General features: G+C 62.2%; 11 protein-coding genes. 7 read left to right on the plus strand and 4 right to left on the minus strand.

Going from position 1 to position 15,247, the window contains the following annotated elements; all coding sequences use genetic code 11:
• Positions 1 to 206 precede the first annotated feature (206 nt).
• Positions 207 to 3,671: a transcription-repair coupling factor gene (gene mfd / locus ACNPAA_RS09425; protein WP_279473817.1), complete on the minus strand. Its 3,465-nt coding sequence runs from the start codon at positions 3,669 to 3,671 to the stop codon at positions 207 to 209.
• Positions 3,672 to 3,713: 42 nt separating this feature from the next.
• Positions 3,714 to 4,289, minus strand: coding sequence for a hypothetical protein (locus ACNPAA_RS09430; protein WP_049636824.1), 576 nt, complete (start codon positions 4,287 to 4,289; stop codon positions 3,714 to 3,716).
• Between the two features lie 76 nt (positions 4,290 to 4,365).
• On the opposite strand from ACNPAA_RS09430, the gene ACNPAA_RS09435 reads away from it, so the two are divergent.
• Genes ACNPAA_RS09435 through lolE form a run of 3 tightly spaced genes read left to right on the plus strand, consistent with a single transcriptional unit; the run spans position 4,366 to position 7,581 of the window.
• The gene (locus ACNPAA_RS09435; protein ID WP_201871968.1) at positions 4,366 to 5,601 is read left to right on the plus strand and encodes a lipoprotein-releasing ABC transporter permease subunit; all 1,236 of its coding nucleotides are present in this window, start codon (positions 4,366 to 4,368) and stop codon (positions 5,599 to 5,601) included.
• A 40-nt stretch (positions 5,602 to 5,641) separates the two neighbouring features.
• Positions 5,642 to 6,340 (plus strand): lipoprotein-releasing ABC transporter ATP-binding protein LolD, encoded by a 699-nt coding sequence (lolD, locus tag ACNPAA_RS09440; RefSeq protein WP_010674567.1) that lies wholly within the window; start codon positions 5,642 to 5,644, stop codon positions 6,338 to 6,340.
• Positions 6,340 to 7,581: a lipoprotein-releasing ABC transporter permease subunit LolE gene (gene lolE / locus ACNPAA_RS09445; protein ID WP_039039045.1), complete on the plus strand. Its 1,242-nt coding sequence runs from the start codon at positions 6,340 to 6,342 to the stop codon at positions 7,579 to 7,581. Before lolD ends, lolE begins: the two co-directional genes overlap by 1 nt.
• 130 nt (positions 7,582 to 7,711) lie before the next feature.
• On the opposite strand, the gene yfbR is transcribed toward lolE, so the two are convergent.
• Both yfbR and ACNPAA_RS09455 read right to left on the minus strand, forming a co-directional pair.
• The gene (gene yfbR, locus ACNPAA_RS09450) at positions 7,712 to 8,302 is read right to left on the minus strand and encodes a 5'-deoxynucleotidase (protein WP_010674569.1); all 591 of its coding nucleotides are present in this window, start codon (positions 8,300 to 8,302) and stop codon (positions 7,712 to 7,714) included.
• 84 nt (positions 8,303 to 8,386) lie between these two features.
• Positions 8,387 to 8,821, minus strand: coding sequence for a YccF domain-containing protein (locus ACNPAA_RS09455; protein ID WP_039039046.1), 435 nt, complete (start codon positions 8,819 to 8,821; stop codon positions 8,387 to 8,389).
• 430 nt (positions 8,822 to 9,251) lie between these two features.
• On the opposite strand from ACNPAA_RS09455, the gene tig reads away from it, so the two are divergent.
• The 4 genes from tig (at position 9,252) to lon (ending at position 15,111) form a co-directional block, all read left to right on the plus strand.
• On the plus strand, positions 9,252 to 10,562 hold the full coding sequence (gene tig, locus ACNPAA_RS09460; protein WP_010674572.1) for a trigger factor: 1,311 nt from the start codon (positions 9,252 to 9,254) through the stop codon (positions 10,560 to 10,562).
• 86 nt (positions 10,563 to 10,648) lie between these two features.
• Positions 10,649 to 11,272: an ATP-dependent Clp endopeptidase proteolytic subunit ClpP gene (clpP, locus tag ACNPAA_RS09465; RefSeq protein ID WP_005324106.1), complete on the plus strand. Its 624-nt coding sequence runs from the start codon at positions 10,649 to 10,651 to the stop codon at positions 11,270 to 11,272.
• A gap of 70 nt (positions 11,273 to 11,342) precedes the next feature.
• Positions 11,343 to 12,617 (plus strand): ATP-dependent protease ATP-binding subunit ClpX, encoded by a 1,275-nt coding sequence (gene clpX, locus ACNPAA_RS09470; protein ID WP_010674573.1) that lies wholly within the window; start codon positions 11,343 to 11,345, stop codon positions 12,615 to 12,617.
• 139 nt (positions 12,618 to 12,756) lie between these two features.
• On the plus strand, positions 12,757 to 15,111 hold the full coding sequence (gene lon, locus ACNPAA_RS09475) for an endopeptidase La (protein WP_010674574.1): 2,355 nt from the start codon (positions 12,757 to 12,759) through the stop codon (positions 15,109 to 15,111).
• The last annotated feature ends 136 nt before the right edge of the window (positions 15,112 to 15,247 follow it).

Genomic DNA, 15,247 nt, shown 5'->3' on the forward strand with positions numbered 1-15,247 from the left:
TTTTCAGATGGGTTATGACTCAATGCATCGTATCAGTGGATGGATTCGGCGGTAAAACGGTGCTGCCAGGAGGGCGAACCGAGGCGTCGGGGACAAGAAGGGGGGCCGGGGGCGAGATGCCGCCCCTTGCCAGCAACGAAACGGGAGCCCTGGGGCTCCCGTTGTTATGGGCGGCAGGTCGCGCCCTGCTGACGTCATGCTTACCCTCAGGGGGTGGCATGGCGGGCGAGATCCGCCAGCAGGCCGTCCACCAGTTTGAGGCGCATGGCCCTGTCCTGGGTCGGCACCTGGAAGCGCAGCCGGGTCGGTCCGTCCATCTTGTAGATGCGCGGCTGTTCCGAGAGCAGCTTGACCAGATAGGCCGGGTTGACGCGGGTTTCCTGGGTAAAGTCCAGATAGCCGCCGCGCTCGCTCATCTCCACCCGGCGAATCCCCAGCGCCGTGGCGCGCTGGCGGAAGGCGGCCAGCTCCATCAGCGTCTTGGTCGGCTCCGGCAAGAGACCGAAGCGATCGATGAGCTCCACTTTGAGCTCCCGCAGCTCCTGCTCATCGGCGGCACTGGCGATGCGCTTGTACATGGAGAGCCGCATGTTGACGTCCGGGATGTAGTCGTCCGGGAGCAAGGCGGGCAGGCGCAGTTCCACCTCGGTATGCTGGCTCATGAGCTGCTCCAGCGACGGCTCCTTGCCATGTTTGAGCGCCTCCACCGCCTGCTCCAGCATCTCCATGTAGAGGGTGAAGCCCACCGATTCAATTTGGCCGCTCTGATCGTCGCCCAGCAGCTCGCCCGCGCCCCGGATCTCCAGATCGTGGGTGGCGAGCGCAAAGCCGGCGCCGAGATCTTCGAGGGATGCGATGGCCTCCAGCCGCTTGGCCGCATCCTTGGTCATCAGCTTGGGATGGGGGGTGAGCAGGTAGGCATAGGCCTGGTGGTGGGAGCGACCGACCCGGCCCCGCAGCTGGTGCAGCTGGGCCAGGCCAAGGTGATCCGCCCGGTCCATGATGATGGTGTTGGCGCTCGGCACGTCGATGCCGGTCTCGATGATGGTGGTGCACACCAGCAGGTTGAAGCGCTGGTGGTAGAAGTCCGACATCACCCGCTCGAGCTCCCGCTCGCGCATCTGGCCGTGGGCGATGCCGATGCGCGCCTCCGGCACCAGCTCGGCAAGATCGGCGGCGCACTTCTCGATGCTCTCCACGTCGTTGTGCAGGTAGTAGACCTGGCCGCCGCGCTTCAATTCCCGCAGTACCGCCTCGCGCACCACCGCAGGTTCGTGCTGGCGCACGAAGGTCTTGATGGCGAGCCGCTTGGCGGGCGGGGTGGCGATGATGGAGAGATCTCGCATGCCGGACATGGCCATGTTGAGGGTGCGGGGAATGGGGGTGGCGGTGAGGGTGAGGATATCCACGTCGGCGCGTAGCGCCTTGATCTTCTCCTTCTGGCGCACCCCGAAGCGATGCTCCTCGTCGACGATGAGCAGGCCCAGATCCTTGAAGGTGAGCTCGGCGCTGAGCAGCTTGTGGGTGCCGATGATGATGTCCACCTTGCCCTCGGCCATCTCCTTCATCACCGCGCTCTGCTCCTTGGCGGAGCGGAAGCGGCTCAGTACCTCCACCCGCACCGGCCAGTTGGCGAAGCGGTCGCGGAAGTTGTCGTAGTGCTGCTGGGCCAGGAGGGTGGTGGGCACCAGCACGGCCACCTGCTTGCCGCCGTGCACGGCCACAAAGGCCGCCCGCATCGCCACTTCGGTCTTGCCAAAGCCCACGTCGCCGCACACCAGGCGGTCCATGCTCTTGGCCTGGCACATGTCGCCGAGCACAGCGTTGATGGCATTGAGCTGATCCTCGGTCTCCTCGAACGGGAAGCTCGCGGCAAACTGGCGGTAGGCCTCCCGGTCGTGCTTGAAGGCAAAGCCGTGACGGGCTGCCCGCATGGCATAGACATCCAGCAGCTCGGCCGCCACGTCCCGCACCTTCTCCGCCGCCTTGCGCCGCGCCTTGACCCAGGCCTCGCCGCCGAGCTTGTGGCTGGGCGGGTTGTCCGAGCCGGTGTAGCGGCTGATCAGGTGCAAACTGGTGACCGGCACGAACAGCTTGTCGCCGCCGGCGTATTCCAGGGTCAGAAACTCGGTGGGCAGGCCGCCTGCGTCTATGGTCTCGAGCCCCAGGTAGCGACCGACCCCGTGATCCAGGTGCACCACCGGCTGGCCCTGGGTCAGCTCGCCCAGGTTTCGGATCACCGCATCGGAGCTTAAGTTCTTGCTCTTGTCCCGCTGGCGCTTGCTGCGGATCTTGCCGCCGAGCAGCTCGGCTTCGGTGATGAGGGCAAGGGGCGTCTGGCCGGGCTCTTGCAGCAGGAAGCCCCGCTCCAGGGGACAGACCAGCAGCCCGTGGCGCGCATCGCTCACCAGGAAGGCGTCGAGGGAGGCAAACTCCCGGGGTTGCAGGTTGATCCGTGCGAGCAGATCCCCGAGCCCCTCGCGCCGCCCCTCGGACTCCACCGCAAACAGGGTGCGCCCGGCAAAGCCTTGCAGGAAGCCGTCAAGGGCCAGCAGGGGTTGCTCCTTGCTGTGGTCGAGCTGCAGATCCGGCAGGGGGGCGAGGGGCAGATCCTGCTGACCCGCTCCGCCGTCAACGGTCGCCTCCTGCAGCCGCACGGCGCCATAGTCCCCGAGGGCGGCGAAGAGCTGCTCCACCGGCAGATAGATCTGCTGGGGCGGCAGCAGGGGACGGGTGTTGTCCCAGCGCCTGTCTTCATAGCGCTGGCCGATGTCGTTCCAGAAGCGCTGGGCCGCGGGGTAGATCTCCCCCACGGTGAGCAGCAGGGTGTTGCCTGGCAGGTAGTCAAACAGGCTGGCGGTCTGGTTGAAGAAGAGCGGCAGGTAGTATTCGATGCCGGCGGGCCAGCGCCCCTTGCTCACCTCCTGATAGACGGAGCCCTCGGCCCGGGAGATCTCGAACTGTTCGCGATACTGGCCACGAAACAGCTCGATGGCCCCCTCGTCGGTGGGAAATTCCCGGGCGGGCAGGAGGCTCACCGACTTCACCTGCTCGCTGGAGCGCTGGGTCTCGGGGTCGAACGGGCGGATGGAGTCCACCTCGTCATCGAAAAAATCAATGCGATAGGGGCGGCTGCTCCCCATGGGGAAGAGATCCAGCAGGGAGCCGCGGGCGGCGAATTCGCCATGCTCCAGCACCTGTTCCACCGCCACGTAGCCCGCCTGCGCCAGACGCCCGCGCAGCTGCTGCAGGTTGAGGCGCTGGCCGCTTGTGACCATCAGGCTGTATTTGTCGAGATAAGCCTGGGGCGCCGTGCGCAGCATCAGGGTGGAGATGGGCACGATGAGCACGCCGTGGCGCATCTGCGGCAACTGGTAGAGGGTTTCGAGGCGCTGGGAGATGATGTCCTGGTGGGGAGAGAAGCTGTCGTAGGGCAGGGTCTCCCAGTCCGGGAACAGCAGCACCGGGCAATCCTGATCCGCCAGCAGGAACCCCAGTTCCTGTTCAAGGCGCAGGGCGCTCGGGGTATCGGCGGTGACCAGCAGGACGGGTCTTCGGGCTTCCCGGGTGAGGCGGGCGGCAACCAGCGCCAGGCTGCTGCCGACCAGCTGGCCGAACGTTGTCTTCTGGCCCGCTTTGGCGGGCAAGGCGGGGAGGGTCATTGGCATCATCGGAGTCTTTTACTGTTGGCGTTCTTTTGACATGGACCTGGGTTAGCGCTGACGTTCCTGGGCACGCAGCTTGAGCTGTTTCGACTGCACATGCAGGCTGGCGCGCACCAGCAGCTCCCGGTCATCCTCGCGGATGCGCACGTAGTCGAGCATCACGTGGGTGCCATGCTCTCCAGCGTCCCGCTGCACGACCTCGCCGTAGCAGTAGACGGCGGAGGCCTCTTCCCGCAGGAAGATCTTGAGCCGCACGATCTGGTGCAGGGCGGGGGCCTCCCCGTGCCCCTGGTGGGGGTGCAGGTAGGTGAGCTGCCCGGCGCCAAAGCGCAGGGTGTGGAAGCGGTGCTCGGGGTGATCCTGGGCTGCCAGCACATAGCCCATGATCATGTCGATCTTGCGGGACTGCTGATTGATGATCTCCACCAGATCGTGCATGGACTCGTTCTGGCTGCGCAGCAACCGGCTGCTCACCAGATCGATGGAGGTAATGGCGGAGGCGATGCGAAACGGCTCGGGCAACTCGGCCTCCAGGGCCTCCAGCGTCGGCAGACGAAAGTCGGCCGGCATGGGGATCACATTGACCGGCGTGGCATGGGTGACGCTGAAGAACTGTTCCTGCATGGAGGCTATCCCTTGTTGTCATAGACGGTTTCCCTTTATTATCCGGTATCTTATTTCGTTGGCAACGTAGATATCCTTGAAGACCGGACTTTTTCAGCCACTGTCGCTGGCCATCGGCCTGCGTTATGCAGGCTCGCGACGCAGTAACCGCTTCGTCTCCTTTATCTCCCTGTTCTCCACCTTTGGCATCGCCATCGGGGTCGCCGCCCTGATGGTGGTGATCTCGGTGATGAACGGGTTCGAAGGCCAGCTCAAGGGGCGCATCCTCGGGGTGATCCCCCATGTGGTGGTGACCAATCAGGCTGGACGCATCGAGGCCGAGCCCGAAGGTCTGCCCGATCTGGCCCGCCTGCCCCACGTGGTGGCCACGGCCCCCATGCTCGACAGCGAAGGCATGCTGCAAAGCCCGGGTCAGCTCACCGGCGTGAGCGTGCAGGGGATCGATCCCGCCCGCTGGCCCAAGGATGACATCCTGCACGCCCAGATGCTGGGAGGGCGCCTTGACAGCCTGCAGGCCGGTGAATACCACATCGTGCTGGGGCAGGGGGTGGCCAGCCGACTCAAGGTCTCCATCGGCGACCAGGTGCGTCTCATCCTGACCGAAGGTACCCGCTTTACCCCCTTTGGCCGGGTGCCGGCCCAGCGTCTTTTCACCGTCTCCGGCATTTTCGGGGTCGGCGCCGACGTGGACAGCCAGGTGGCCCTGATTGCCCTGGGGGATGCCCAGCGCATGCTGCGCCTGTCCGCGGACAAGGTGGGCGGCATCCGCCTCTGGCTGGACGATCCCTTCGCCGCCGACGAGGTGGTGAAGACCGCGTTGCCGGACGGGCTGGAGTGGCAGGACTGGCGCCGCGAGCGCGGCGAGCTGTTCCAGGCGGTGGCCATGGAAAAACGGATGATGGGGCTGATGCTGGTGCTGATCATCGCGGTCGCCACCTTCAACATCCTCTCCGCCCTGGTGATGGTGGTCACCGACAAGGAAGGGGAGGTGGCCATCCTGCGTACCATGGGCATGAGCGAATCCGGCATCGTCAAGATCTTCATGGTGCTGGGGGCGTCGAGCGGCGTCATCGGCGCCCTGTTCGGGGGGCTGGCGGGGCTGGCGCTCTGCTTTGGCCTCAATCCTCTGCTGAACGCCCTTGGGCTCAACCTCTATATGGCGGCGGGGGGCAGCGGTCTGCCGGTCATCGTCGAGCCGGCCCAGGTCATGACCATTTTGCTGGGCGCCGTGCTGCTGAGCTTCAGTGCCACCCTTTACCCGGCCTCCCGCGCGGCCCGGGTCAAACCGGCGGAGGCGCTGCGTTATGAATAATTCATCTTCTGTTGTTACTGGTGCAAGTGGAGCCCCCGTTATGAATCAATCCGTCTCCTGCGAGCCGCTGCTGCGCTGCCAGGCCCTCAACCATGTCTACAAAGAGGGCAATCTGGAGACCCAGGTACTCAAGGGGATCGAGCTGGACGTTGCCCCCGGGGAGATGTTGGCGGTGGTGGGGAGCTCGGGCTCCGGCAAGACTACCCTGCTGCACCTGATGGGGGCGCTGGACAACCCTTCCAGCGGCGCCGTGCTGTTCAAGGGGCAGGACATCCATGGCTGGGACAGCCGCACCCAGGCGAGGTTTCGCAACCAGGAGCTGGGTTTCGTTTACCAGTTCCACCACCTGCTCTCGGAATTCAGCGCGCTGGAAAATGCGGCCATGCCGCTGCTGATCGCCGGTGAGTCGGTGGCCAGCGCCACCGAGAAGGCGAGCAAGATGCTGGGGCGGGTGGGGCTCTCCCACCGTCTCAACCACAGACCGTCCGAGCTCTCCGGTGGCGAGCGCCAGCGGGTGGCCATCGCCCGTGCCCTGGTCAACGAACCCAGCCTGGTGCTGGCGGACGAGCCCACCGGCAACCTGGATCATGCCAGCGCCACCGCCGTCTATGAGCTCTTGTGCGAGCTCAATCGCGAGCTTGGCACCGCGTTCGTGGTGGTGACCCATGACTTGAGCCTGGCGGCCAAGCTCCACCGCCGGGTCACCCTGGTGAGCGGCATCATGGCGGAGGTCGCCTGATGTTCAAGCCGCTGCCCCTGTTCCTGGGCCTGCGTTACAGCCGCTCCCGCCGCCGCAACGGCTTCATCGCCTTCATTTCGGCCTCCTCCCTCATCGGCATCGCCCTCGGGGTGATGGCCCTCATTCTTGGCCTCTCCGCCATGAACGGGTTCGAGCGGGAGCTCAAGAACCGGGTGCTCTCCGTGGTCCCCCACGGCGAGCTCATCGGCATGGAAGCGCCGCTGCCTGACTGGCCGAGGCTCAGGGACTACCTGCTGGCCCAGCCCGGGGTGGAGGCGGCTGCCCCCGTCATTCGCCTGGACGGCCTGCTGGAGCACGGCTCCGCCCTCAAGGGGGTCCAGCTGCGTGCGGTGCTGCCGGAGCTGGAAGCCAATCTCTCCGATGCGGGCAACTTCATGACGGGTCGGGGCCTTCGCGAGCTGCAGGCGGGTGAACACGGGGTCATCCTCGGCAAGATCATCGCCGACAAGCTGGGGGTCAAGACAGGGGACACCGTCACCCTGCTGCTGCCCCAGGCGGGGGATGCCGCCGGCATCAAGAACCCGAAACGGGAGGCGCTCACCGTGGTGGGGCTGCTCGAGATCGGCGGCCAGCTCGACGGCCTGCTCGGCTTCATGCACCTGGCGGACGCCCAGGCCATCACCGGCATGGGCAGCGCGGTGGAGGGGTTCAGCCTCAAGGTGAGCGACGTGCTCAAGGCCCAGTCCATCACGGTGGCGGCGGCCCAGAAATTCCCGCACTACGTCTATATCAGCAGCTGGATGAGCCGTCAGGGCTATCTCTATCAGGACATCCAGATGGTGCGCACCGTGATGTACGTGGTGATGCTGATGGTGGTGGCGGTGGCCTGCTTCAACATCGTCTCCACCCTGGTGATGGCGGTGAACGAGAAGCGCAGCGAGATTGCCATCTTGAAGACCATGGGGGCGAGCCCGGGCCAGATCCGGCTTACCTTCGTCATCCAGGGGATGGTGAACGGGGTGGCGGGAGCCTTGCTCGGCGCCCTGCTGGGCGGCCTGCTCTCCAGCAAGCTGACCCAGATCCTGAGCGCCATCGAAGGGGTGATCGGGCACCGTTTCCTGAATCCCGACATCTACTTCATCGACTTCCTGCCGACCGAGCTGCACATGCAGGATTTGCTCATCGTGACCGGCGCCGCCATCCTGATGAGCCTGGTGGCGACCCTCTATCCTGCCTGGCGGGCGAGCGGCCTGGTGCCGTCCCGGGAACTGGGGCATTGATGCCCATGGATGTGATAAAGGGCCCTGCGGGGCCCTTTTTATTGTCACTCTTTTGTGGGGAAACCCCCGACGTGGCGGTTATCGGGGCAATACGCAGGAGGAGATGATGCCCGGTGCCGTGTTGATGGCATCAATGGGCATTCAACTCATCGAGAGGCAGTGAAAAACTCCCCACGAAGACATCGATGAAGTAGCGCATGGCGGGGTTCATCCTGGCGTCCAGCATCTGCTCGAGGCGCTTTCGCGCGGGCTCGAACTCCCGGTTGCCGACGCTCAGCTCCTCCAGACACTTGGTGTAGGCGCAGAGGGTGTCTGCATCCTTCACCAGGCTGGTGAGGGCCTCGTCCTGGGCGCCGGAGTCGAGCAGGGGGCGAAAGTCCTCGACCAGCTCAGGCGGCAACATGCCCAGCAGGCGCTGCTCGGCGGCAAGCTCAATCTTCTTGTATTCGCGGGCGATTTCGGGATTGAAGTACTTGACCGGGGTGGGCAGATCCCCGGTCAGCACCTCGCTGCTGTCGTGGTAGAGGGCCATGACGGCGGCCCGGTCTGCATCCACCTGAGCGCCGAACAGGCGATTGCTGATAAGACCGAGGGCGTGGGCCACCATGGCGACCTGCAGGCTGTGCTCGGCGATGTTTTCGGGCTGGATGTTGCGCATCAGGGGCCAGCGGTAGATGAGGCGCATACGGGCGAGGTTGGCAAAAAAATGGCTGGGCAGCATGGAAGACCTCGAATGGGGCAATGAAAAAGGGCAGACCCTAGTCTGCCCTTTTTTCCACCCGCAAGGATAGCCTGAGATGGGCCGTCAGCGGATGTAGCGGCCCGATTCGGCCTCGTGGTTGGTCACTATCATCTGGCCGATGGGGGCCAGGCTGATGAGGGCCAGCTTGAGGTGCTGGATGCCGAACGGGATGCCGACGATGGTGACGAAACAGGCCAGCGCCGAGGCGATGTGGCCGATGGCCAGCCAGACCCCGATGAGCACAAACCAGAGAATGTTGCCAATCAGCCCCAGGGCACCGGTGCCGATGTCGCTCTGGCCCGTCATGCTCTTGCGGCTCACCGCCTGCTTGCCAAACGGGAAGAAGGTGAAAGTGCCGATGACGAAGCAGGCGCGTCCCCAGGGGATCCCGATGAGGGAGACGAAGCAGAGCAGCCCCGCCAGCCACCAGGCCAGCCCCATGAAGACGCCTCCCAGCACGAACCAGAGCAGATTGAACAAGAAGCGGAAAAAGGACATGTGGGTGACTCCAGCAGCACGTGAATTGGCTGTCACCATAGCGAGCCCTGCCGGGGGACGCAATGGCACAGGCGAGAAGGTGGACAATTTGGGTCGCAGCACGCCATTTTTGTGCCTGATTGGCGGCGGATGGCGATCAAAATGGCCCGTTCGCCGTGAAAAAGAGTGAGCCAGTGCAAATTATTGCGGATGGAATGCTTGAACTCGGTGCAAGGCTTCCCCATATAGGAGAAAGTCTTGCGCAAATTGTGCTGTCTGTGCCCCGGATGGGGGATGTGCGGCTCGACGCGACCACTGCACGCCGCTATAATGTCGCGTCATATTTTCTCATCACAAAGACAGTCGTTGTCTTTATAAACAGGAAGACTCCGGGCTTGCCCGGGGGCAATAAAGGGTCAGCACGCAGTGCTGAGTTGAACGAGGTAAAAGAATGCAAGTTTCTGTAGAGACAACCCAGGGTCTGGAACGCCGTCTTACCATCACTGTACCGGCCGCTACCGTTGACGCCGCCGTGCGCAAAGAATTGAATGGCCTGGCCAAAACTCGTCGCATCGACGGTTTCCGTCCTGGCAAGGCTCCGGTTGCCATCATCAAGAAGATGTTCGGTGCCATGGCTCACGCCCGCGTTGCCGATGAAATGATGCAGAACAACTTCATCAAGGCCATCATCGAGAACAAACTGAGCCCGGCTGGCGCCCCGACCATGGATCCGAAAGAGATCAAAGAAGGTCAGGATTTCGAATTCACCGCCACTTTCGAAGTGTATCCGGAGTTCGAAGTTGCCGGTCTGGAGAGCATCAAGGTCGAGAAGCCGGTTGCCACCGTGAAGGACAGCGACCTGGAAAACATGATCGACACCCTGCGCAAGCAGCACGCCACCTGGACTGAAGCCGCTGTGGCTGCCGCCAACGGCATGCGTGTGACCATGGACTTCGTCGGTTCCATCGACGGTGAAGAGTTCGACGGTGGCAAGGCTGAAGGCTTCACCCTGGAACTGGGCGCTGGCCGCATGATCCCGGGCTTCGAAGACGCCATCCTGGGCAAGAAAGCGGGCGACGAGTTCACCATCGAGGTGACTTTCCCGGCTGACTACCACGCCGAAGCCCTGAAGGGCAAGGCTGCCAAATTTGCTTCCAAGCTGCACAAGGTTGAAGAGCAAGTGCTGCCCGAGCTGACCGAAGAGTTCGTCAAGCGTTTCGGCATCGAGAGCGGCAGCGTTGAAGAACTGAAGGCAGAAGTGCGCAAGAACATGGAGCGCGAACTGGCCCAGGCCCTGAAAAACAGCGTGAAAGAGCAGGTACTGAACGGCCTGGTTGAAGCCAACCAGATCGATCTGCCGAAGGCTGCCGTTGCCCAGGAAATCGACACCCTGCGTCAGCAGGCTCTGCAGCGCTTCGGTGGCTTCCAGGGCGGCAACGCCCCCGAGCTGCCGGCCGAGCTGTTCCAGGCCCAGGCCGAGCGCCGTGTCCGCGTTGGTCTGCTGCTGGGTGACGTCATCCGCACCAACGAGATCAAGGCTGACGACGCCCGTGTGACCAGCATCATCGAGTCCATGGCCACTGCCTACGAAGATCCGAAAGAAGTGATCGAGTACTATCAGCAGAACGAGCAGATGCTGAACGGCGTGCGCAATCTGGCCATTGAAGATCAAGCCATCGATCTGATCCTGTCCAAGGCGCAAGTCACCGAGAAAGAAGTTGCCTTCGACGAAGTGATCAACAAGTCCGGTGCCGCTGCCTAAGAACATTTGACTTAAGGTCAAAACTGTTAAGTATAATGGCTCGTGTGATCTCCACTCGGGCCATTTTATTTTAGGGACAATGCCTTATGTACAAGAACTATAACGATGTGACTGAATCCCCACGCAATGCGCTCATCCCGATGGTGGTAGAGCAAACCGCGAAAGGGGAGCGTTCCTACGACATCTATTCCCGTCTGCTGAAAGAGCGGGTGATCTTCCTGACCGGTCAAGTCGAGGATCACATGGCGAATCTGGTGGTGGCCCAACTGCTGTTCCTGGAGTCCGAGAACCCGGATCAGGACATCAGCATCTACATCAACTCGCCGGGTGGCGCCGTCACTGCGGGTATGTCCATCTATGACACCATGCAGTTCATCAAGCCGGACGTGAGCACCGTCTGCATGGGGCAGGCCTGCTCCATGGGGGCCTTCTTGCTGGCCGGTGGCGCCAAGGGCAAGCGTTTCTGCCTGCCCAATGCCCGAGTGATGATCCACCAGCCGCTGGGCGGCTTCCAGGGGCAGGCTTCTGACATCCAGATCCATGCCCAGGAGATCCTGAAAATCAAGAATACCCTGAACGATCGTCTGGCGTTCCATACCGGTCAGGACATGGCCACCATCGAGCGCGACACCGACCGTGACAACTTCATGTCCGCCGAGCAGGCCGTTGCCTATGGTCTGGTTGACGGCATCCTGAGCCAGCGCGGCTGAGCAGGGTACCCCGTCCTGTTGTAAACTCAGCAGGACGATCCATCCTCTATTGATAAAACGAGGTCGCTGAATGACAGAGAAACGCAAGGGTGAGGGCGACAAGCTGCTGTATTGCTCTTTCTGCGGCAAAAGCCAGCATGAAGTGCGCAAGCTGATCGCTGGCCCTTCCGTCTACGTATGTGATGAGTGTGTCGAGCTGTGCAACGACATCATCCGCGAAGAGATCCGCGAGATCTCTCCCAAGCGCGATGGTAGCGAGCTGCCGACCCCTCATGAGATCCGCGCCCATCTGGACGACTACGTGATCGGTCAGGAGTACGCCAAGAAGGTGCTGGCAGTGGCTGTCTACAACCACTACAAGCGTCTTCGCAGCGGCAGCGAGTCCGGTGGCGTGGAGCTGGGCAAATCCAACATCCTGCTGATTGGCCCCACCGGCAGCGGCAAGACTCTGCTGGCCGAGACCCTGGCTCGTCTGCTGGATGTGCCCTTCACCATGGCCGATGCTACCACCCTGACCGAAGCCGGTTATGTGGGCGAGGACGTGGAGAACATCATCCAGAAGTTGCTGCAAAAGTGCGACTACGACGTGGAGAAGGCCCAGCGTGGCATCGTCTACATCGACGAGATCGACAAGATCTCCCGCAAGTCGGACAACCCCTCCATCACCCGCGACGTCTCCGGGGAAGGGGTGCAGCAGGCACTGCTGAAACTGATCGAAGGCACCATCGCCTCCGTGCCGCCCCAGGGCGGTCGCAAGCACCCGCAGCAGGAGTTTTTGCAGGTCGACACCTCCAAGATCCTCTTCATCTGTGGTGGTGCCTTCGCGGGGCTGGACAAGGTGATCGAGCAGCGCTCCGTCAAGGGCACCGGCATCGGTTTTGGCGCCGAGGTGAAATCCAAGAATGCCAAGGCAACCCTGAGCGAGAATTTTGCCAAGGTGGAGCCGGAAGATCTCATCAAGTACGGTCTCATCCCCGAGTTCATCGGTCGTCTGCCGGTGGTCGCGACCCTGACCGAGCTTGACGAGGCTGCCCTCATCCAGATCCTGAAAGAGCCGAAAAACGCGCTGACCAAGCAGTATGCCGCGCTGTTCGCCCTGGAAGAGGTTGAGCTGGAGTTTCGTGATGACGCGCTCAATGCCATTGCCCGCAAGGCCATGGAGCGCAAAACCGGTGCCCGGGGTCTGCGTTCCATTGTCGAGGCCGTGCTGCTCGACACCATGTATGACCTGCCCTCCCTGAAAGGGGTCAGCAAGGTGGTGATCGACGAGACGGTGATCAAGGGAGACTCCGCGCCCCTGATGATCTACGACAATCCCGAGACTCAGGCCGCAGCCTCAGAGTAACTGTCTGATTTTTAATCACATAAAGGGGCTTTTTGCCCCTTTCATGCTTTTTACGGCCAAGGCGATTGAATCTCATCTTTGCGCCCCCATATACTCAGCCAAGCCTTTGCCAACGGTATAACAAGCCGAGAGGACATATATGAACCTAGAGCGTTCAGAACGCATCGAGATTCCCGTCCTGCCTCTTCGTGACGTGGTGGTCTATCCCCACATGGTCATTCCACTCTTTGTGGGGCGGGAAAAATCCATTCGCTGTCTGGAAGCGGCCATGGAGCAGGACAAGAAAGTCCTGCTGGTGGCCCAGAAGGATGCGTCGACTGACGAACCGACGGTGGAGGAAATTTTCTCCGTCGGGACAGTGGCCAATATTCTGCAGATGCTCAAGCTGCCGGACGGCACCGTCAAGGTGCTGGTGGAGGGGGGCCAGCGTGCCCGCCTTGAGCGGATGATCGACGATCGCGACTTCTTTGTCGGGGAGGCCCAGTACATCGCGTCCGCCCCCATCGAGGAGAAGGATCAGGACGTGCTGGTGCGCTCTGCCATCGGCCAGTTCGAAGGTTACATCAAGCTCAACAAGAAGATCCCGCCCGAGGTACTCACCTCGATTTCGGCGATCGACGATGCGGCGCGCCTGGCCGATACCATGGCTGCCCACATGCCGCTCAAGCTCGAAGACAAGCAGAAGGTGCTGGAAATCGCCTCCGTGTCCGAGCGCATCGAGTTTCTGATGGCCATGATGGAGTCGGAGATCGACCTGTTGCAGGTCGAGAAGCGCATCCGCTCCCGGGTCAAGAAGCAGATGGAGAAGAGCCAGCGGGAGTATTACCTCAACGAGCAGATGAAGGCCATCCAGAAAGAGCTGGGTGAGCTGGAAGACAGCCCGGATGAATTCGAAGCCCTCAATCGCAAGATTGAAGAGGCCGGGATGCCGGAGGATGCCCGCGAGAAGGCCCAGGCCGAGCTCGCCAAGCTCAAGATGATGTCCCCCATGTCGGCGGAAGCCACCGTGGTGCGCAGCTATGTGGACTGGATGGTGCAGGTGCCCTGGAAGGCCCGCTCCAAGGTCAAGAAAGACCTGGGCAAGGCCCAGGAGGTGCTGGATGCGGATCACTATGGCCTGGACAAGGTCAAGGATCGCATCCTCGAATACCTGGCGGTGCAGGCGCGTGTGAACAAGCTCAAGGGCCCCATCCTCTGCCTGGTCGGGCCTCCCGGGGTGGGCAAGACCTCCCTGGGCCAGTCCATCGCCAAGGCCACCGGCCGCAAGTATGTGCGCATGGCCCTGGGTGGGGTGCGTGACGAGGCGGAGATCCGTGGTCACCGTCGTACCTACATCGGCTCCATGCCCGGCAAGCTCATCCAGAAGATGGCGAAAGTCGGCGTGAAGAACCCGCTGTTCCTGCTCGACGAAATCGACAAGATGAGTTCGGACATGCGTGGCGATCCCGCTTCCGCCCTGCTGGAGGTGCTGGATCCCGAGCAGAACAGCAGCTTCAACGATCACTATCTGGAAGTGGATTATGACCTGTCGGACGTGATGTTCGTAGCCACCTCCAACTCCATGAATATCCCGGGTCCGCTGCTGGACCGGATGGAAGTGATCCGTCTGTCCGGTTACACCGAGGACGAGAAGCTCAACATTGCCAAGCAGCACCTGGTGGCCAAGCAGATCCAGCGCAACGGCCTGAAGCCTTCCGAGATCACCATCGAGGATTCGGCGCTGATCGGGGTGATCCGCTACTACACCCGCGAGGCGGGTGTGCGCAGCCTGGAGCGTGAAATCTCCAAAATCTGTCGCAAGGCAGTCAAACGCATCCTGCTGGACAAGAGCATCAAGCATGTTCAGGTCAACCAGGAGAACCTCAAGGAGTTCCTGGGGGTACAGCGCTTTGACTATGGCAAGGCTACCGACCAGAACCAGATTGGTCAGGTGTGCGGGTTGGCGTGGACCGAAGTGGGGGGCGATCTGCTCACCATCGAGACCACCAACATGCCGGGCAAGGGCAAGCTCACTTACACCGGTTCCCTCGGTGACGTGATGCAGGAGTCCATCCAGGCGGCCATGACGGTGGTGCGTGCCCGCGCCGAGAAGCTGCGTATCAACGGCGACTTCTACGAGAAGCGCGACATCCACGTGCACGTGCCGGAAGGGGCGACCCCGAAAGACGGCCCGAGCGCCGGTATCGCCATGTGTACCGCCCTGGTCTCCAGCCTCACCGGCAACCCGGTGCGCGCCGACGTGGCCATGACGGGTGAAATCACCCTGCGTGGCGAGGTGTTGCCCATCGGTGGTCTCAAGGAGAAACTGCTGGCGGCCCACCGTGGTGGCATCAAGCGTGTGCTGATCCCGAAAGAGAACGAACGTGACCTCGAGGAGATCCCGGCCAACGTCAAACAAGATCTTGAAATCTATCCGGTTCGCTGGATTGATGAGGTGCTTGCACTGGCGTTGCAGGACAATCCGCAAGGTTTCGAACGCGTTTCTGTCGTGTAAATGTTGATGCGCCGCAAATTTGGCGCATTCGGGGGGTGGTTAAGGCTTGCATGCACCGGACAACGGAAGTAGCCTTGACCACCGATCGGGTACTCATGATGAGTCGCAATGCGTGATGTGGCGCGGGTTTGCGCCA

Source organism: Aeromonas sp. PS2Canimalfood6, assembly GCF_048276795.1.
Taxonomy (GTDB): Bacteria; Pseudomonadota; Gammaproteobacteria; order Enterobacterales; family Aeromonadaceae; genus Aeromonas; species Aeromonas caviae.